This is a genomic window from Caulobacter henricii (assembly GCF_001414055.1).
GTDB classification, from domain to species: Bacteria; Pseudomonadota; Alphaproteobacteria; order Caulobacterales; family Caulobacteraceae; genus Caulobacter; species Caulobacter henricii.
Map to the genome: position 1 here is coordinate 3,279,167 of NZ_CP013002.1, position 16,745 is coordinate 3,295,911.

A 16,745-nucleotide genomic window follows, 5' to 3' on the forward strand; every position below is an offset into this window, starting at 1 on the left:
GTGACGCGTCGAGCGTCGTTCGCTCAGCTATCGGCGACGGAAGCCCGCATTCTGGCCCTGCCAGACTTGGTCTTGGGTGGCTTGACGCCCTCGGGCCAGGCGGAAACCTGGGCCATCCGCACCTTGCGCGGCACCCGGGCCGCGGCGCGCAGGGGCAGATCATCGGCTTCGGCAAAGGCCTGACCCAGGAAATAGGACGGATTCAGGGGCTTGCCCTTGCGACGGATCTCAAAATGCAGATGCGCACCTGTCGAGCGGCCACTGCTGCCGACATAGGCAATCGTCTGGCCACGCCGGGCCACCATGCCGGGCTTCACACCCCGCGCCGTGGCCCCCAGATGGGCGTACAGGGTCCGGAAGCCGTCCTTGTGACCGATCTCCACGAACCGGCCATAGCCGCCATCCTTGCCGGCACGGAGAACCACACCGTCCGTCGCAGCCCGGATCGGCGTTCCGATCGGCGCGGCAATGTCGACGCCTTCATGCAGCCGGCCGTTCTCTTCCCAGGGCAACTGCCGAAGACCGAAGGGCGAATTGACCACCTGGCCCGGCAGGGGGGCATCAAAGATGAAGGCCGGTGGCGGCGGGAGGTCGACAGGCGGGGCCTCGACCGTCTCAACCGGCGGCCTGTCTGGCTCATCCGCGAAGGCGCTCAGGGCCATGCTCGCATTGAGTGCGCACACCGTGGCCAGGACGCCGACCAGGGTCAGAAAGGCGACACGGCCGTAGGGCGGCTTGGCGGCGAGGGTCTCTGACGTCAAAAATCCACTTCCCTGGAGTCGTGCCGTCAGGTCGCCGGACCGGGCCTTGGGCAGGTTCTTGCCACATCGATCTTTCGTGTTGGTGAATGAGCGGCCCGGCGCAGGTGCCTCGACCCTCTCTGCGACACCCTGTCGCGACGCCCCCTCCGGAGGCTGCTCACAATTCCTCGCAGGAACACGGGGCCGGACACATTGCGTGTTACTAAATGTTCACACCATAAACATTCTGTAATTCTCTAAATTATACGTCATGACTGAGACGTAACGGGACTTAATGAAACCTCGCAAGTAAACCTCTCGACATGAGGCGCAGCGAAGCGCCAAACACAAACCAACACCGAGGGATTACTTCAAATGCGCAAGTTCATCATGAGCCTGACCACCGTCGCCAGCCTGAGCCTGGCCGCCATTCCGGTTCTGGGCCTGGCCCAGGCTGCCAATGCTACCGAGCTTCAGGCCCGTATCTCGGTCAGCGACCTGAACCTGTCCAACCCCGCCCAGGCTGCCGAGTTCAAGGCCCGCGTTGATGCCGCTGCCCAGTCGCTGTGCAGCGCCAAGGTCCGCAACAACGCCGCCCACACCTTCTATGGTGCCTGCGCCACCGAAGTCCGCCGCGACGTCGAACGCCAGCTCTCGGCCCCGCAGCGCAAGGCCCTGCAGGTCGCTTCCCGCGCCAAGCCGGTCGAGATGGCCGCCCGGTGAGGCCAGGCTCCCCGACGCCCGAAAACGACAAAGGCCTCAGGGGAACCTGAGGCCTTTGCTATATCTGCGGTCCGGTCAGTGAAAGGTCAGAGCCCCTTCACGATCCCCTCGACCATCTTCTTGGCATCCCCGAACAGCATCATGGTGTTGTCGCGGAAGAAGAGTTCGTTCTCGACCCCGGCATAGCCAGAGGCCATACCGCGTTTGATGAACAGGACCGTGCGGGCCTTTTCGACATCCAGGATCGGCATGCCGTAGATGGCGCTGGTCGGATCGGTCTTGGCGGCCGGATTGGTGACGTCATTGGCCCCGATCACGAAGGCCACGTCGGCCGTCGAGAACTCGCTGTTGATATCTTCCAGCTCGAAGACCTCGTCATAGGGGACATTGGCCTCGGCCAGCAGCACGTTCATGTGGCCGGGCATGCGGCCGGCGACGGGGTGGATGGCGTATTTCACCTCGACGCCCTCTTCCTTCAGCTTGTCGCACATCTCGCGCAGGATGTGCTGGGCCTGGGAGACGGCCATGCCGTAGCCGGGGACGATGATCACCTTGCTGGCGTTCTTCATGATGAAGGCCGCGTCATCGGCGCTGCCCTGCTTGACCGGACGGCTCTCGACCTTGCCGCCGGGACCGGCCGCAGCAGCATCGGCACCGAAGCCGCCCAGGATCACCGAGACGAACGAGCGGTTCATGCCCTTGCACATGATGTAGGACAGGATCGCGCCCGACGAACCGACCAGGGCTCCGGTGATGATCAGGGTGGTGTTTTCGAGCGTGAAGCCCAGAGCCGCCGCCGCCCAGCCGGAATAGCTGTTCAGCATCGACACCACGACCGGCATGTCGGCCCCGCCGATCGGGATGATCAGGGTGACGCCGATCAGCAGGCTGAGGGCGAAGATGCCCCAGAAGGCCCAGATGGCCGAACCGCCGCTGACGACCAGCACCACCACCAGGGCGACGATGGCCAGGGCGATCAGGATGTTCAGCAGGTGACGGGCCGGCAGCAGGATCGGCGCACCGCCCATATTGCCGTTCAGCTTGGCAAAGGCGATGACCGAACCGGTGAAGGTGATGGCACCGATGGCCAGGCCCAGCGACAGCTCGATCAGGCTGGCCCCGTGGATCGCGCCGTCTTCGCCGAGGATGCCGTAGGCGGCCGGTGTGTAGATGGCGGCTACGGCGACCAGACAGGCAGCCATGCCGACCAGGCTGTGGAAGGCGGCGACCAGCTGCGGCATCGAGGTCATGGCGACCTTGCGGGCAATGACCGCTCCGACCGCGCCGCCGACGGCGACGCCGCCGAGGATCAGGCCCAGGGTCACGAGATCCAGTGCGCCCTGGCTCCACAGGGTGGCCAGGGTGGTGGCGACGGCGATGGCCATGCCGATCATGCCGTTGCGGTTTCCCGCCTGGCTGGTGACCGGGCTCGACAGCCCACGCAGGGCCAGGATGAACAGCACCCCCGAGACGATATAGAGGATGGCGGCGATATTGGCGTTCATTCGGAGGTCCCCCCGGACGGCGGCGCCGGTTCGGCGCGCAGATTGGCGAGCAGCAGAGCTACGCCCATGCCGACGGCAAAGGGCGAGAGCCAGCGAAGGATGTCGGCGCCGCCGCTGGTTCCAGCCTGCAGGCCGATGGCGTTAGCGCTGAGGCCGATGGCGATCAGGACGAAAGCCGGCGCGAAAGCCGCGCCGTTTCCGGCCGCCTTCCTGCGGGGCAGCACCATCGAGACGCCGGCGGCGATGATCAGGATGATCAGGGCCGCCAGGGTCAGAGTGGCGAAGCCGCTCACTTGGCCTTGTCCTTCTTCTTGTACATGGCCAGCATCCGGTTGGTGACCAGGAAGCCGCCGAAGATGTTGACGGCGGCAAAGGCCGCGGCCAGGGCACCGGCGCCCTTGGAGATCCAGACCGAGCCGGTCGCGGCCTCGCCCGCACCGCCATGGGCGGCGGCAGCGAGCAGGGCTCCGACGATGATCACCGAAGAAATGGCGTTGGTCACCGCCATCAGCGGCGTGTGCAGGGCGGGCGTCACGCTCCACACGACATAATAGCCCACGAAGATGGCGAGCACGAAGATCGCCAGACGGAACACGGTGGGGTCGACGGCTTCCATGGAGGCCTCCCTTTCAATGTGAGTTAGGCGGTCTTCAGCGACGGATGGACGATCTCGCCCCCCTGGGTCACCAGGGCGGCCTTCAGGATCTCGTCCTCGAAATTGGGCGCGAAAGCCCCTTCCTTGTTGAGGAACAGACCCGACAGGGCAAAGAGGTTACGGGCATAGAGTGCGCTGGCGTCGGTCGCGATGCGGCCGGGCAGATTGGCGGCACCAAGGATCTTGGCGCCATTGGCGGTCACGACCGTCTCGTTCAGCTTGGCACCGACGACATTGCCGCCCTGCTCGATGGCCAGGTCGACCAGCACCGACCCGGCGCGCATCGAGGCGACCTGCTCGGCACTGACCAGCTTGGGCGCGGGCCGGCCGGGGATCAGAGCCGTGGTGATCACGATGTCCTGCTTGGCGATGTGGCTGGAGACCAGGGCCGCCTGCTTGGCCTGGTATTCAGCCGACATTTCCTTGGCATAGCCGCCGGCGGTCTGGGCGTTCTTGAATTCCTCGTCCTCGACGGCCAGGAACTTGGCCCCGAGCGACTCGACCTGTTCCTTGGTGGCGGGCCGCACATCGGTGGCGGTGACCACCGCGCCCAGGCGACGGGCCGTGGCGATGGCCTGCAGACCGGCGACCCCGACGCCCATGATGAACACCTTGGCGGCGGCAACGGTACCGGCGGCGGTCATCATCATCGGCAGGGCCTTGCCATAGGCCTCGGCCCCTTCAATCACGGCGCGGTAGCCGGCGAGGTTGGCCTGGGAAGACAGCATGTCCATCACCTGGGCCCGCGTGATGCGCGGGATGAACTCCATGGCGATCGCGCTGACACCGGCCTTGGCCAGGGCGGCGAGCGTATCCTTGTCCTGGTGGGGATTGAGGGCGGCGGCGACGATGGCACCGCTCTTGAGGGCCGCGATCTCGCCGGCTTCCGGGGCGCGCACCTTGAACAGCACGTCCGCGCCGGTGATGGCGGCCTTGGCCGTCTTGGCCAGCTTGGCTCCGGCGGCTTCATAGTCCGCATCGGGATAGGCTGCAGCGATTCCCGCCCCAGCCTCGACCACCACCGAGAAACCGGCGGCGGTCAATTTCTTCACCGTTTCCGGCGTGGCGGCGACCCGGGTTTCACCCCCGCGGGTTTCTTTCGTCACGGCGATGACGGCCATCGGCATACCCCTCCCAGAGCGCTGCTATCCCAGTCAGCTTGCGCTGCTGTTTAGGGGATAGTCTTGCCTCTTGTCGAGGCTTCAAGCGCGAGTAAGGGAGAAAATATGCCGATGTCTACCGGTGTCAGTGACCCGACTTAGGCTTCTCGCGCAGAAACACGATACCCAGCACGGTAAGGACGAACCCGGAGATCGCGCCCGCCAGGAAGCCGGCCGGGGTGCAGAACCAGATGGTGATCGTCAGCAGCAGCACGGCGATCGCCAGCGAACCCCACTTGGTCATGTCGCCAAAGGCCGCATAGGTGGCGGCCTGTTCCTGAATGTCCATTTCACCGCGGTGATAGTCGCCGGCCATGTCATCGTCCTCTTTGGGAAGAAAAGTCGTTCCGCCGATTACAACGGCCGGCCTAAAGGCTCAAGCGGGCGATTCCGGCGACGCTCTCGACCGAGAGGGCCGACATGCCCCCGGGAGGCCCGATCAGGGGCCGCAGAAAGCGTGAATAGTCGAGCGGCGGACTGTCGCCAAACAGCCCGATGGCGGTCAGGCCGACCGAGGCCGCGAGATTCAGGGGACCCGAGTCGTTGCCGATGAACAGGTCGGCCCTGGACAGCAGGGCTGCCCCGGCATCCAGCTTCAGATCGCAGGCATTGACGTTGATGCAGCTGCGTTCGGCACGGGCGAGCTCGGCGTCGACGGCAGGACTGTCGCTCGGACCCCCCAGCCAGAAATGGGTGCCGCCGAGATCGGACAAGGCCCCGCTCAGGGCGGTAAACCGGTCGAGCGGCCAGCAGCGACGGGGTTCGCTGGCCCCGACGCCATAGACGATCCAGGGCTTGGGCCGGTCGCCGAAGCGGTCCTGGATGAGGTCCAGGGCGGCCGGAACCGGTGCCAGGGCCGGCTCACGGCTGGCAACCTTCAGACCGTGGAGATCTTCAAAGGCGGCCAGCTTGGCGATCCGATGCGCCGGACGCAGGGTCCGCGGCAGGAACGGTCCATGGGTCAGCCAGCCTTCCTGACTGTGTCCCAGGCCGAAGCCGCGTCGCTCACGGACCCCGGCCAGGGCCGCGCCGATGGCCGGGCGGTCGATCTTTTCCAGGATCCATACCGCCCGGGGGCGACGCAGGCGGCACAGCCGAAAGAAATCGACGATCTCGACCAGGTGGCGAAAGGTGCCGGCGCGGTATTCCACATAGTCGATCAGTTCGACACAGGGCTCTGCCGCCAGCAATTCCTTGGCCCGGCTCGAGGGGCGTGCGGCCAGCAGCACCCGGCCCTCGATAGCCCGGCTGGCGATGGCCCGAAGGGTCGGCAGGTGCCACATCAGGTCCCCCACGCCGCGATCGGGCATGTAGACCATGACCATCCCGGCGGGCGGCACCAGGCTTTCGGTCATTGCCAGTTGGCGAGCAGGCCGCGCAGCCCGGCCACGAAGGCCAGGGGCTGATCGATCATCACATGATGGTCAGCATCGGGAATCGGCACGAGCAGGACATCCTTGGGCATCTGGTCGATCATATAGTCCAGAGTCTCGGCGTGCATAAGATTGGACCGCTCGCCCCACATCAAGGCGGCCGGACAGGCAATCTGCGGCAACAGGAGCCCCAGATCCGGCATCCGGAACCGCTGCCAGATGGCGGGATCGAACTTCCAGGTCCAGCCGCCCTCGACTTCCTTCAGCGAGCGGCGGGCGATGTAATCAGCGATGTACAGGTTTTCGCAGGCCTGGGGCGGGGCGAGTCGGAACCGGCCGAGGGCCTCGACCAGGGTCGCATAGACCTTGTTGCCGAAGCCGGGACGATTGGGCGGGCCTTTCCAGCGCTTTTCCGGCGGCTGGATGCTGCTGTCGACCATGATGATGCCCCGCAGCCGGTCCGCGTGGGCCACACTGCAATACAGGGTGGGAAAGCCGCCAAACGAATGGCCGACGAAGATCGGCTTGACCCCGCCCGCCTCCAGCTGCGCGGCCTCGACGGCAGCAAAGGCTTCGGCGGCGAAGGATTCGGCCGAATAGGAGTCCCGCCAGTCGGAACTGCCCATGCCCGCCCAGGAAATCGCGGCGACCCGCCAGTCCCTGGCGAAGAACGGTGCGATGAAGCTCCACCAGTCGGCATGGGCCCCATTGCCGTGCAGGAACAGCAGGCCCGGCTTGCCGACCTCGCCCCAGGTCAGCATTTCAATCCCGGCACCGTCCACCATCAGGGTCGTGCGCTCGGGCTCAACGGCCAGGGCCTGCTCGAACCAAAGCGGGGCCGGGGGCACAGCGCCGGCGAAGGCCTCGAGCGGGGCCGGCATCGGCGGCGGCACGCGGGCCAGCTGCTGCTGATCATCGGCCATGTTCAGCCCTCGCCCTTGAAGGCCAGTTCACCGGGGCGCGGCTTGCGAGGGCTGAGGCCCTTGAAGACGCCGGTGCCGGTGATCAGGGTGCGATCGCCCGACCAGATCCGGCCGCGCACGGTGAAGACCATGTCTTCCTCGCCGATCAGTTCGCCCTGCCCTTCCACCCAGTCGCCCAGCTTGGCCCCCGACAGGAAGTCGCACATCAGCCGGACCGTGACCCAGCTATAGGACTTCTGCAGCGAGATGATCCGCCCCCAGGCCATGTCGGCAAAGCTCATCAACATGCCGCCGTGGCAGTTGCCCAGGCCGTTGGTGTGGTGCTCCTCGACCCGGAAACCCAGGCAGGCCTCACCGGGCCCCGAGCGCTGTTCGAACAGGGGACCGATCTGGCGGCCAAAGCCGCGCGACCAGTTGAGCTGGCTGTAACCGTCCGGAATGGCGGCGGTCTGGGCGTCTGTAAGATCATCGGACATGGGACAAACCTAACGACCGTTTGAACAAAGCGGAACCCTTCCCCGACGGCGTGTAAGGACGACCCGGCCCGCGGCGTCTAACCTTATCGAAACTGGGGCGGATCATGGGCGCTGAACATCCAAGGGACGAGGCGTTCGCCGACTGGCTGGAGCCGCATCTGGCGGCCCTGCGCCGGATCAGCCGCGCCTTCGCCCAACCCGCCGATCAGCACGATCTGCTGCAGGAGCTGATGGTAGCGGTCTGGCGCGCCTGGCCGCGCTTTGAGGACCGCAGCTCTGCCGCTACCTTTGTCTATCGGGTCGCGCACAATACGGCCCTGACCTGGAAACGGGGCGAGACGCGGCGGAGGCGGCGTCGAGACGCGATCGAAGCCGAGCTGAGTCTCCGTCCGGACACCGGCGACCCGGCCGAGGCGGCGCTGCTGGAGCGGCTCTATCTCGGGATCCGCACCCTGCCGCCGCTCGACCGATCGCTCATCCTGCTGTCGCTGGACGGCGTCGCCTATGGCGAGATCGCCCGGCTGCACGGCCTTTCGGAAACCAATGTCGGCGCGCGCCTGACCCGCATTCGCGCCCGCCTTTCAACCCTCTTGAAGGACGACGGCGATGGAGTTTGACCGTCTCGAACAGGCCTGGCGCTCGGACGCTAACACCCCGACCGATGAATCCCACGCCCTGTTGAAGGAGCAATTGATGCATACGCTGAAGACACGCCGGCACCTCGAAATGCTGCTGGCCGGCATACCGACGGTGACCCTGACCCTGTTCACAGTCATGGCCCTGGCGGCAGTCCTGAAAAACCAGGGTGCCGGGTGGCCCGGAATCGCCATGCTGGCCGTGTGCTGGATGGTGATGGGCACGCTGCTCTGGAACGGTTTCCGGCATCGGTCGCGCGACACCGGTTCGCCCCTGCGCGATACGGTGGCCGGCCTGCTGGCCGCCAATCGCCGGGCGCGATCCAACTGCCACGTCTTCTGGGCCATGCTGCCGGTGTTCATGCTGCCCCTGTTCATGGCAATTCAGCGCCTCCAGGACGATGGCCGGATGAACACCACGGCCGGCTGGCAGGCTATGGCCGTCTGCGGCCTGGCCCTTGCGGCCAGCACGGGCTGGAACCTGCTGCGCTACATCCTGGTTCTCAAGCCCGAGCAGCGGCGGCTTGAGGCACTGCTGGCCGACTACGGCACCTGATCGATCCCCGCCGCCGCCAGCACCGCGGCCTGGCGGCGGGCCAGGCCTTCTTCCGAAAAGCCCTCGAGAGACGCTTCGAACAGCGCCTTCCAGTTGTGGCGGGCCCCAAGGTGCAGGAAGGCCGCGCCCAGGCCGATGGCGGCACGGTCCATGAACACGAACTCGCGGGGAATGGTAATCGGCCCCTTTTCCTTGAGGGCCTGCCGCACCCTGAAGGCTTCGCGGCGGCCATATTCGCCGGGCGGCACATCGTCGGCGACACTGCGCACGCGGTCGTCCAGCAACGGCCCATAGATGAAGCGGGCCCAAACGTTCAGGGTCTCGACCAGGTCATCATTGAGATTGGCAAAGCCCCAGCTGCGATAGGCCTCAAACTGTTCGGCGCGATCATCATTGGATAGAGCCCGATAGAGCCGGACCACCCCGGCCACAAAGCGCGGCGGGAAGATGCGGATACAGCCGAAGTCCAGCAGGTTCAGATGCTGGGCGTCTTCACCGCCGAAGGTGTAGTTGCCCAGGTGCGGGTCACCATGAATGATCCCGAGCTTGGTCATCGGGCTCCACCAGGCTTCGAACAGCAGGGCGGCGATGCGGTCGCGGGTCTCCTGGGGCGCGTCCTTGAAGGCCAGCAGCCCCTGCCCCTCCATCCAGGTCATGCTGAGCAGGCGGCCGGTCGACAGCGACGGCAGGGGTTCGGGAACCCGGATGTCCGCGCGCCCGGCAAAGAAGCCGCCATAGAGCGCCATCAGCCTGGCTTCACGGCCATAGTCGAGCTCCTCGCGCAGGCGGTCGCCGATCTCGACGATCATCTGGGTGGGGTCGATCGAGCCGTCCAGGCGCTTGAACAGGGCAAACAGCGAGCGCAGCTGGCCGAGATCGCTTTCGACCGCGCTCTGCATGTCCGGATATTGCAGCTTCACGGCGATGGCCCGGCCGTCGGGGGCGACGGCGCGGTGCACCTGGCCCAGCGAGGCGGCGGCGCAGGCCTCGTGCTCAAAACTCTGGAACTTCCCCTGCCAGTCGGGGCCCAGCTCGGCAGCCATCCGCCGACGGACGAAAGGCCAGCCCATGGCCGGAGCATTGGTCTGCAATTCCGCCAGTTCGGCGGCAAATTCGGGCGGCAGCAGGTCCGGGACGGTGGCGAACATCTGCGCCGCCTTCATCAGCGGCCCCTTCAGCCCGCCGAGCGCCGCCTTCAGAGCCTTGGCATTGCGGGCGTCGGCGCTGTCGCCGCCGAACAAGCTGTTGGCCCCATAGCTGACCGCCGCGCCCGACAGGCCTGCCCCGACCTTGGCAAAGCGGGTCAGTCGACCGGAAAGCCGGTCGCGTTCGGGGTCTTTGATGTCGTCAGCCATCGTGGAACGTCTCCTCGTGCTTCGACAGGCTCAGCGTGAGATGGCGACTGCACCCCGACAGCTCTCCGCCCTCATCCTGAGCTTGTCGAAGGACGAGGGCGGACGCAGTGCCCATCAGACGAGCTGTTCAAACTCGTCGACCAGCCGTTCCAGCTGCGCACAGCCCGCCGCCCAGAAGGCCTTGTCGCGCGGGTTCAGACCGAAGGGTTTCAGCGCCTCGACATAGGTCCGTGTCCCGCCGGCAGCGAGCAGGTCTTCGTACAGCGGCGCGAAGCCTTGCGGATCCTCGCGGCGCTTCTCCATCAGGCCGCGCACCAGCAGGTCGCCGAAGGCATAGGCATAGACATAGAAAGGCGCATGGCAGAAGTGGCTGACATAGGCCCAGTAGTGCTCGTAGCCCGGATTCAGTCGCACGGCCGGGCCGAGGCTCTCGCCCATCACTTCCAGCCACAGGCCGCCGATCTGGTCGGGTGACAGCTCACCCTCCTGGCGGGCCTCATGGAAGCGGCGCTCGAAGCGGTGGAAGGCGATCTGGCGGACCACGGTATTGAGACCGTCTTCGATCCGGCCGGCCAGCAGCTTGCGGCGATCATCAGGCGTCGCCTCGGCCAGCAGCCGGTCGAACACCAGGCCTTCGCCAAAGATCGAGGCGGTCTCGGCCAGGGTCAGGGGCGTGTCGGCCAACAGGGTCCCCAGCGGCGCGCACAGGGTCTGGTGCACGGCATGGCCCAGCTCATGGGCCAGGGTCAGGACATCCCGCCGCTCGCCCATATAGTTCATGAACACAAAGGGATGGCGGTCGGCGGTAACCGGATGGGCATAGGCCCCCGACTGCTTGCCGGGGCGGGGCCGGGCGTCGATCCACGGCTGGGTGAAGAAGGTCCGGGCGGCGTCGGCGAATTTCGGGGCCAGGGTCTGGAAGCTGTCCAGCACCAGATCCTGGGCCTCGGCCCAGGCGTAGGCGCGGGGGGCGGCCGCGTCGAGCGGGGCGTTGCGGTCCCAGTAGTCCAGGGCCTCGAGGCCCATCAGGCGGGCCTTCAGTGCATAGTAGCGATGCGACAGACGTGGATAGGCCTCGACCACCGCCGCCTCCAGGGCGTCGACGGCGTCGGCATCGACCTCATTGGCCAGATGGCGCGACTGGGCCGGATCGGCATAGCGCCGCCAGCGGTCTTCAACCTGCTTCTCGAAGGCCAGGGTGTTGAGTGCCAGGGCCTGGGTGGAGCCCGCCGTCTCGAGGGCGGTCGCCAGGCCGTCGGCGGCCGCCTTGCGGCGTCCGGCATCGGGGTCCGACAGGCGGTTGAGCACCTGGGGCAGGGTCAGGGACTCTTCGCCGACCTCGGCCCTCAGCTTCGACAGTGTCTCGTCATAGAGGCGCACCCAGTTGGCGGCGGCCGGGCTGCGGTCGACGATGAAGCGTTCCAGCTCGGCCGGCAGCTCGTGCGGTCGCGACAGGCGCACGCGGCGCAGCCACGGCGTCCAGCGCCGGGCAGCGGGAAAGCCGGCCAGGGCGGCCTCGATTTCCGGGTCCTCCAGCTGGTTCAGTTCCAGGCTGAAGAACAGGCTGTCCGCCGCGATGCCGGCCGAGCGGGCCCGCAGATCACCCTCGAACTTGGCCCAGGCGGCATCGTCCCGGGCCACAGACGCCGCCAGACCGGCATAGGCCCCGACGCTCCACAGGCCATTGGTGGCCTGCTCGTAAAGCCTGATCCCGCGATCGATCAGCTGGCCCAGCCGCTCGGGCTCGGCCCGCGCCTGCAGGAAGAGACCCTCAAGCGAGGCCAGTTCGTCATTGGCGGCCTTGGCGGCGGCCAGATCGACCTCGATGCGCGGATCGTCCCGACCGGCATAGAGATCAGCGAGGTTCCATTCGGGAAGGGCGTCGGTCTTGAAGGGGGCGTTCATGGCCCTACCGATATGGCCCGAACGGGGCCCAGCGCAATCGCCCCGCCACCATTATCCTCAGACTGCGGGTTTAAGCGGCGGTTCGACGAAGCGGGCGATCAGGGTCACCACCAGATAAACGGCCAGGGCGGTAAGGCCCAGTTGCAGGGCACCGCCGCCGGGCGGCGAGGCCAGGGCAATTAGCTGCACGGCCAGCAGCAGGCCCAGAAACAGCGGTGCCGGCCACCAGGCCCGACCCTCAAGTCCGCGTCGCCACGCCCAGGCCGCCCCGGCCATAGCCAGCAGGCCCATTTCCAGGGCCTGCTCGGGCACGGGATAGTTCCACCAGCCCAGGCCCACCTTGGGACCGCCGAACCACAGGGCCAGGTCCGGTCGGTGGACCAGAAAATCCAGGCCCCAGTGCGACAGCACCGTCAGCCCCACCACCACAGCGGTCCAGCGCGGCAGCTTCAGCACCCAGCCCGCCAGAACAGCCGCCGCCACCGCCCACAGGGCCGCTCCAGGCAGGCTGTGGGTATAGGGCATGTGCTCCAGGACCAGGGCGCTGCCCGACAGGGTCGGATCGATGCTGACCCGCTCGACCCCGGTCATGATCAGCGCGCTCCAGCCGACATCGATCAGCTGGCTGGCCAGCACACAGGTCCACAGCGGTGCCTTGGGCGCGACGGCCTTGGCGGCCAGGGCGGCGGCATAGTGTCCGACAAACATGGTGGTCCCCCAGATTGAATGGCGGGAGCATGCACCCGGATGGGAGGTCCTGGAAACCGCTGTTCTGCGGGAGGAGCGACCTCCAGGCCGGGCTGCCCCCTAGTCCGCCTCGCCTCGATGCAGGCACGGCTTCAGGATCACCTTGTCGATCCGCGAGCCGTCCATGTCGACGATCTCGACGTCGAAGCCGCCCAGCTCGACGATCTCACCTTCACGGGGGATGCGGCCGAGGCGGTCGAGGATCAGGCCGGCCACGGTGTGGTAGCCGCCCTCGGCCTCGAAGGCCTCGCCCAGGGCATCGTTGAGATCCTGGATGTCGAGGCGGGCATCGACCAGCCATGAGCCGTCCTCGCGGCGCAGCATGCGGGTCTCGGTCTCGTCATGGGTCTCGGGGAAGTCGCCGGCGATCATTTCCAGCAGGTCGATCGGGGTGATGACGCCCTGGACTGACCCGAACTCATCGACCACCAGGGCCATGTGCAGCGGGGTCTGCTTGAACAGGGCCATGGCCCGCAGCAGGGACATGGTCTCGGGGATGGCGATCGGCTGCTGCACATGGGCGGCGACGTCGATCGGGGCTCCCGACAGACAGGCATCCAGCAGGTCCTTCTTCAGCAGCACGCCGATCTCGCCGTCGAGATCATCGTCGGTGGCCACGACGATGCGTGAATAGGGACAGCCGCGGATTTCGGTCAGGATCTGCTCGGAGGTATCGGCCAGGGAGATCCAGAACAGGTCGCGGCGCGGCGTCATGGCCACGCGCACCGGGCGGTCGCCCAGCCGCAGGACTTCCTGGATCATCGAGCGCTCTTCCGGCTCGATCAGGCCGGCATCGGCCCCCTCGGCCAGGACCGTCTCGACCTCTTCGGCCGTCATGTCATTGGTCCGCTCGTCGCGCACACCCATCAGCTTGAGGATGGCGGCGGTCGAGACGGTCAGGATGGTCACGAAGGGGCGCAGGACCAGGGCGACCACGGCCAGGAACGGGGCCATGCGCCGGGCGATGGCGTCAGGGAACTGCAGGGCCAGGCGCTTGGGCACCAGTTCGCCGAGAATCACCGAGACATAGGTCAGGCCGATGACGACCACGATGGTGGCAATGGCCTCGGAATGGGGGCCGATCACCGGCATGGGCTCGAGCCACAGGTCGAGGGCACCGGCGATGGTGGCCTGGCCATAGGCACCGGCCAGGATGCCGATCAGGGTAATGCCGACCTGCACGGCCGACAGGAACCGGGTCGGATGCTCGGCCATGGCCAGGGCCAGCCTGGCCCCCTTGTCGCCGCGATCGGCAAAGGTCTGGAGCCGGGCCCGGCGGGCGGAGACCACCGCCAGTTCAGACATGGAGAAAACCCCGTTCAAAAGAACGAGGAAGAAGACGACGGCGAGCGCGAGGAGGATCATGGCCCTACTGGGTCGATGACGCAGCGCCGGACGGCGACCACGGCCCCTGCTTCCTTGACGCGGCGAGGGCGAACCGTTGGCACACTATACAAAAGAAATCGCCGCGGCCCATAGGGGCCGCGGCGACATGCAGTTGGTCGGGGAATAAATTCGGCTTACGAAGCCGGACGCGCCATCGTGGTCTTGTTCTTGACGACGTTCTTGTTGTTTTCGTGCTGGCCGGGGGGCAGCGGGATCAGACCGCGACCCTGCAGATAGCCACCGCGACCCGTAGCGGCGTCCGAGGTGAACTCCGTCACGAACTCGTTCAGGCCCGGCGTCACGCCGAGATTGGCCTTCTTGACGTAGATGTAGAGCGAACGGGCCAGCGGATAGGAGCCGTCCGAGATCGTCTGGGGCGACGGCTTGACGCCGTTGATCGAGGCGCCCTTGACCTTGTCCATGTTCTCTTCAAGGAACGACCAGCCGAACACTCCGAGGGCGCCCGGGGTCTTGGTCAGGGTGCCGACGATGGCGTTGTCGTTTTCGCCGGCATCGATCCAGCCGTCAGCGCGCAGCGGGTCAACCTTGGCCTTGAACAGCTTTTCGTTGTTCGAGCGCAGTTCGTCGACGGTCGGGAACTTGCGGGCACCGGCTTCGATGGCCAGCTCGACGAAAGCGTCGCGCGTGCCCGAGGTCGGGGGCGGACCATAGACCTGAATGCGGTTGCCCGGCAGGCCCGGACCGACGTCATCCCAGCTGTTGCTGGTGTTCTTCACGAACTGGCCGCCCTTCAGGACCTGGGCGGAGAGGCCCAGATACAGGTGCTCGGTCTTGAAGTTGTAGTCAGCGCCGTCCTTGTCGGTGGCGACCACGATGCCGTCAAAGCCGATCTTGATCTGGATGATGTCCTTCACGCCCTTGCCGGCGCAGGCATCAAACTCGGACTTCTTCATCGGACGCGAGGCCGTGGCGATGTCCGGGAAGCCTTCGCCGTTACCACCGCAAAACAGCTTGATGCCGCCGCCGGTGCCCAGCGATTCGACCTTCGGGGCCTTCTTGCCGGTCTTCTTGGCGTAGTTTTCAGCGACGCGGGTCGCGAACGGGAAAACGGTCGAGGAACCGCCGGCCCAGACATAGTCGCGGGCGGCGTGGGCGGGGACGGCGGCGAGGCCCGACAGGGCGACGGCGGCGGCCGCGCAGGAAAGAAGCTTCTTCATGGAGAACTCCTGAAAATCTCTAAGGCGTGGGGAGGAAGCAGGCCGCGCCTGGCGCGGCCTGCTTTGGGATCAGGTCTTAGAAGTCGAACTGGGCGCGCATCTGGAACGTGTCGACGTCGACATCGTTCAGTTCGCGGTTCACGCCCGTCGCCAGGGTGGGGTTGTCGTTCGTCGACTTGGTGTAGTTGGCCTGGAAGCGAACATAGGGGTGGGGATACCAGTTCAGACCAGCGGTCCAGGCGGTGTACTTGCCGGCCGTGGCCACGCCCTTGAGGTCGGTCAGGTCGACCGAGTCGTAACGCAGAGCGGCTTCCCAGGCACCGATGCCACCCGCGGTGAGCGGCGACAGGATGCGGGTGCGGTTGAACTCGCCCTTGGCGGCTTCATAACGGCGGGTTTCGCCGGTCAGGAAGAAGCTGCCGGTGACGTAGAAGGCGTCCAGATCAACGTCCGAAGCCGTGCCGGTGCGGTCAGCGGTGATGCGGGCATATTCCGACTGGACCGAGAACTGCTTGTGCAGGACGACGGCTTCCAGGCCGATCGTCTTGTCATGAACGCCAACGGCACCCGACGACACATAGCGCGCGCCGTAGTTGGTGTTGTTGCGGACCTGATAGGTGAAGTTGGCCTGGTCGCCGCGATCGCGGTAACGGCCCCAGACGCCCAGGTGCACGGTGGTGTCGTCGGTGACGATCGGCGCATAGGTGAAGCGACCGTTGTAGCCGAAGGTTTCCTTCGAGCCCGTCGCGACGTTGGTGGCGACGTCGGCGTTGTTCAGGCTGTCGCCCGAGACGGCGACGGCGGCGGTCCAGTTCAGGCCGTTCATCTTGTACTGCAGGTTCATCACGCGGCCGGCGTTGATGAAGTCGTTGAACGGGCCGCGTTCCATCATCGTGTTGTAACGCGACGAGGTGATGTCCTCGAGCGACACGGTCTTGAAGTTACCGACGACGATCGAGCTGAACTCGGTGGGCTTGTACTCGAGGGTCAGGTCTTCCCACTGGGTGGTGCCGCCGCCGCTCGAAACGCTGAACTCGGCCTTGTAGGCCCACTGGCTGTTCCAGGTGCCCTCAACGCCCAGACGGGCGGTGCGCAGGCGGGTGTTCCAGGCCTTGAAGTCCACGCCGGTGCCGGTGCGGTCAACGTCCTGATAGACGACGTCTTCGTAAACGCGACCGCGGACCTTGAAGGTCAGGCTGTCGTTGGCGAACTGCGGCGCGCCCTTCCAGGTGGTGGTCGTGTCTTGAGCTTGAGCCGAAACGCCCAGGCCGAGCGCGAGCATCACGCCCAGCGCCGACCCGCCGACCAGCGAGGTCTTGTTACGCATGTGAGAATTCCCCTTAGCTGCCCCTGCCCTCTCGCCCCCTTCGAGGGGCGGGATCAGGATGAAAGCGGCTTACCGGGCTCCCATGACGGTTCAGCCACCGA

Annotated in this window: 18 protein-coding genes; 3 read left to right on the top strand and 15 right to left on the bottom strand. The window is 66.3% G+C overall.

Features of this window, described 5'->3' with window-relative positions:
• Nucleotides 1–23: 23 nt before the first annotated feature.
• Nucleotides 24–761 carry a M23 family metallopeptidase gene (locus tag AQ619_RS15385; protein WP_062149589.1) on the bottom strand — a complete coding sequence of 246 codons (738 nt, stop codon included), beginning with the start codon at nucleotides 759–761 and terminating at the stop codon, nucleotides 24–26.
• Between the two features lie 354 nt (nucleotides 762–1,115).
• Here AQ619_RS15385 and AQ619_RS15390 point away from each other — a divergent pair, with 354 nt between their 5' ends.
• On the top strand, nucleotides 1,116–1,463 hold the full coding sequence (locus tag AQ619_RS15390) for a UrcA family protein (protein WP_062149592.1): 348 nt from the start codon (nucleotides 1,116–1,118) through the stop codon (nucleotides 1,461–1,463).
• Between the two features lie 86 nt (nucleotides 1,464–1,549).
• On the opposite strand, the gene AQ619_RS15395 is transcribed toward AQ619_RS15390, so the two are convergent.
• From AQ619_RS15395 to AQ619_RS15430, 8 genes are all read right to left on the bottom strand, one after another.
• Entirely contained in the window at nucleotides 1,550–2,968 is a 1,419-nt protein-coding gene (locus AQ619_RS15395; protein ID WP_062149595.1) for an NAD(P)(+) transhydrogenase (Re/Si-specific) subunit beta, read from the bottom strand.
• Nucleotides 2,965–3,261 carry a hypothetical protein gene (locus AQ619_RS15400; protein WP_062149598.1) on the bottom strand — a complete coding sequence of 99 codons (297 nt, stop codon included), beginning with the start codon at nucleotides 3,259–3,261 and terminating at the stop codon, nucleotides 2,965–2,967. The genes AQ619_RS15395 and AQ619_RS15400 overlap by 4 nt, the downstream gene beginning before the upstream one ends.
• The gene (locus AQ619_RS15405; RefSeq protein ID WP_062149601.1) at nucleotides 3,258–3,584 is read right to left on the bottom strand and encodes a proton-translocating transhydrogenase family protein; all 327 of its coding nucleotides are present in this window, start codon (nucleotides 3,582–3,584) and stop codon (nucleotides 3,258–3,260) included. Before AQ619_RS15405 ends, AQ619_RS15400 begins: the two co-directional genes overlap by 4 nt.
• A 23-nt stretch (nucleotides 3,585–3,607) precedes the next feature.
• Nucleotides 3,608–4,750: a Re/Si-specific NAD(P)(+) transhydrogenase subunit alpha gene (locus tag AQ619_RS15410; RefSeq protein WP_166504279.1), complete on the bottom strand. Its 1,143-nt coding sequence runs from the start codon at nucleotides 4,748–4,750 to the stop codon at nucleotides 3,608–3,610.
• Nucleotides 4,751–4,868: 118 nt separating this feature from the next.
• On the bottom strand, nucleotides 4,869–5,099 hold the full coding sequence (locus tag AQ619_RS15415; RefSeq protein WP_062149604.1) for an aa3-type cytochrome c oxidase subunit IV: 231 nt from the start codon (nucleotides 5,097–5,099) through the stop codon (nucleotides 4,869–4,871).
• Between the two features lie 52 nt (nucleotides 5,100–5,151).
• Nucleotides 5,152–6,138: a glycosyltransferase family 9 protein gene (locus AQ619_RS15420; RefSeq protein ID WP_062149607.1), complete on the bottom strand. Its 987-nt coding sequence runs from the start codon at nucleotides 6,136–6,138 to the stop codon at nucleotides 5,152–5,154.
• Nucleotides 6,135–7,079 carry an alpha/beta fold hydrolase gene (locus AQ619_RS15425; RefSeq protein ID WP_062149609.1) on the bottom strand — a complete coding sequence of 315 codons (945 nt, stop codon included), beginning with the start codon at nucleotides 7,077–7,079 and terminating at the stop codon, nucleotides 6,135–6,137. Before AQ619_RS15425 ends, AQ619_RS15420 begins: the two co-directional genes overlap by 4 nt.
• A gap of 2 nt (nucleotides 7,080–7,081) precedes the next feature.
• A complete protein-coding gene (locus AQ619_RS15430) occupies nucleotides 7,082–7,555 on the bottom strand; it encodes a PaaI family thioesterase (protein ID WP_062149613.1) in 474 nt (157 codons plus the stop codon).
• A gap of 104 nt (nucleotides 7,556–7,659) precedes the next feature.
• On the opposite strand from AQ619_RS15430, the gene AQ619_RS15435 reads away from it, so the two are divergent.
• Together AQ619_RS15435 and AQ619_RS15440 are read left to right on the top strand one after the other, a co-directional pair.
• A complete protein-coding gene (locus tag AQ619_RS15435) occupies nucleotides 7,660–8,172 on the top strand; it encodes an RNA polymerase sigma factor (protein WP_062149616.1) in 513 nt (170 codons plus the stop codon).
• A complete protein-coding gene (locus AQ619_RS15440) occupies nucleotides 8,162–8,746 on the top strand; it encodes a hypothetical protein (protein WP_062149619.1) in 585 nt (194 codons plus the stop codon). The genes AQ619_RS15435 and AQ619_RS15440 overlap by 11 nt, the downstream gene beginning before the upstream one ends.
• On the opposite strand, the gene AQ619_RS15445 is transcribed toward AQ619_RS15440, so the two are convergent.
• The 6 genes from AQ619_RS15445 to AQ619_RS15470 all read right to left on the bottom strand — a co-directional run bounded on the left by AQ619_RS15445 (nucleotide 8,734) and on the right by AQ619_RS15470 (nucleotide 16,644).
• Complete coding sequence (locus AQ619_RS15445) at nucleotides 8,734–10,101, bottom strand: ABC1 kinase family protein (RefSeq protein ID WP_062149623.1); 1,368 nt, start codon at nucleotides 10,099–10,101, stop codon at nucleotides 8,734–8,736. The genes AQ619_RS15440 and AQ619_RS15445 overlap by 13 nt on opposite strands.
• Before the next feature lie 114 nt (nucleotides 10,102–10,215).
• Nucleotides 10,216–12,006 (bottom strand): M3 family oligoendopeptidase, encoded by a 1,791-nt coding sequence (locus tag AQ619_RS15450; RefSeq protein ID WP_062149626.1) that lies wholly within the window; start codon nucleotides 12,004–12,006, stop codon nucleotides 10,216–10,218.
• 57 nt (nucleotides 12,007–12,063) lie between these two features.
• Complete coding sequence (locus tag AQ619_RS15455; protein WP_062149630.1) at nucleotides 12,064–12,714, bottom strand: hypothetical protein; 651 nt, start codon at nucleotides 12,712–12,714, stop codon at nucleotides 12,064–12,066.
• Between the two features lie 99 nt (nucleotides 12,715–12,813).
• Nucleotides 12,814–14,118: a hemolysin family protein gene (locus AQ619_RS15460; RefSeq protein ID WP_062149633.1), complete on the bottom strand. Its 1,305-nt coding sequence runs from the start codon at nucleotides 14,116–14,118 to the stop codon at nucleotides 12,814–12,816.
• A 155-nt stretch (nucleotides 14,119–14,273) separates the two neighbouring features.
• Complete coding sequence (locus AQ619_RS15465; protein ID WP_062149637.1) at nucleotides 14,274–15,317, bottom strand: substrate-binding domain-containing protein; 1,044 nt, start codon at nucleotides 15,315–15,317, stop codon at nucleotides 14,274–14,276.
• 76 nt (nucleotides 15,318–15,393) lie between these two features.
• Nucleotides 15,394–16,644, bottom strand: coding sequence for an OprO/OprP family phosphate-selective porin (locus tag AQ619_RS15470; protein ID WP_062149640.1), 1,251 nt, complete (start codon nucleotides 16,642–16,644; stop codon nucleotides 15,394–15,396).
• Nucleotides 16,645–16,745: the final 101 nt, after the last annotated feature.

Coding starts and splice junctions, on each gene's coding strand:
- AQ619_RS15460 (WP_062149633.1), bottom strand. CDS start 14,118: ATGATCCTCCTCGCGCTCGCCGTCGTCTTCTTCCTCGTTCTTTTGAAC.
- AQ619_RS15435 (WP_062149616.1), top strand. CDS start 7,660: ATGGGCGCTGAACATCCAAGGGACGAGGCGTTCGCCGACTGGCTGGAG.
- AQ619_RS15440 (WP_062149619.1), top strand. CDS start 8,162: ATGGAGTTTGACCGTCTCGAACAGGCCTGGCGCTCGGACGCTAACACC.
- AQ619_RS15445 (WP_062149623.1), bottom strand. CDS start 10,101: ATGGCTGACGACATCAAAGACCCCGAACGCGACCGGCTTTCCGGTCGA.
- AQ619_RS15420 (WP_062149607.1), bottom strand. CDS start 6,138: ATGACCGAAAGCCTGGTGCCGCCCGCCGGGATGGTCATGGTCTACATG.
- AQ619_RS15425 (WP_062149609.1), bottom strand. CDS start 7,079: ATGGCCGATGATCAGCAGCAGCTGGCCCGCGTGCCGCCGCCGATGCCG.
- AQ619_RS15410 (WP_166504279.1), bottom strand. CDS start 4,750: ATGCCGATGGCCGTCATCGCCGTGACGAAAGAAACCCGCGGGGGTGAA.
- AQ619_RS15405 (WP_062149601.1), bottom strand. CDS start 3,584: ATGGAAGCCGTCGACCCCACCGTGTTCCGTCTGGCGATCTTCGTGCTC.
- AQ619_RS15465 (WP_062149637.1), bottom strand. CDS start 15,317: ATGAAGAAGCTTCTTTCCTGCGCGGCCGCCGCCGTCGCCCTGTCGGGC.
- AQ619_RS15415 (WP_062149604.1), bottom strand. CDS start 5,099: ATGGCCGGCGACTATCACCGCGGTGAAATGGACATTCAGGAACAGGCC.
- AQ619_RS15390 (WP_062149592.1), top strand. CDS start 1,116: ATGCGCAAGTTCATCATGAGCCTGACCACCGTCGCCAGCCTGAGCCTG.
- AQ619_RS15455 (WP_062149630.1), bottom strand. CDS start 12,714: ATGTTTGTCGGACACTATGCCGCCGCCCTGGCCGCCAAGGCCGTCGCG.
- AQ619_RS15430 (WP_062149613.1), bottom strand. CDS start 7,555: ATGTCCGATGATCTTACAGACGCCCAGACCGCCGCCATTCCGGACGGT.
- AQ619_RS15395 (WP_062149595.1), bottom strand. CDS start 2,968: ATGAACGCCAATATCGCCGCCATCCTCTATATCGTCTCGGGGGTGCTG.
- AQ619_RS15450 (WP_062149626.1), bottom strand. CDS start 12,006: ATGAACGCCCCCTTCAAGACCGACGCCCTTCCCGAATGGAACCTCGCT.
- AQ619_RS15470 (WP_062149640.1), bottom strand. CDS start 16,644: ATGCGTAACAAGACCTCGCTGGTCGGCGGGTCGGCGCTGGGCGTGATG.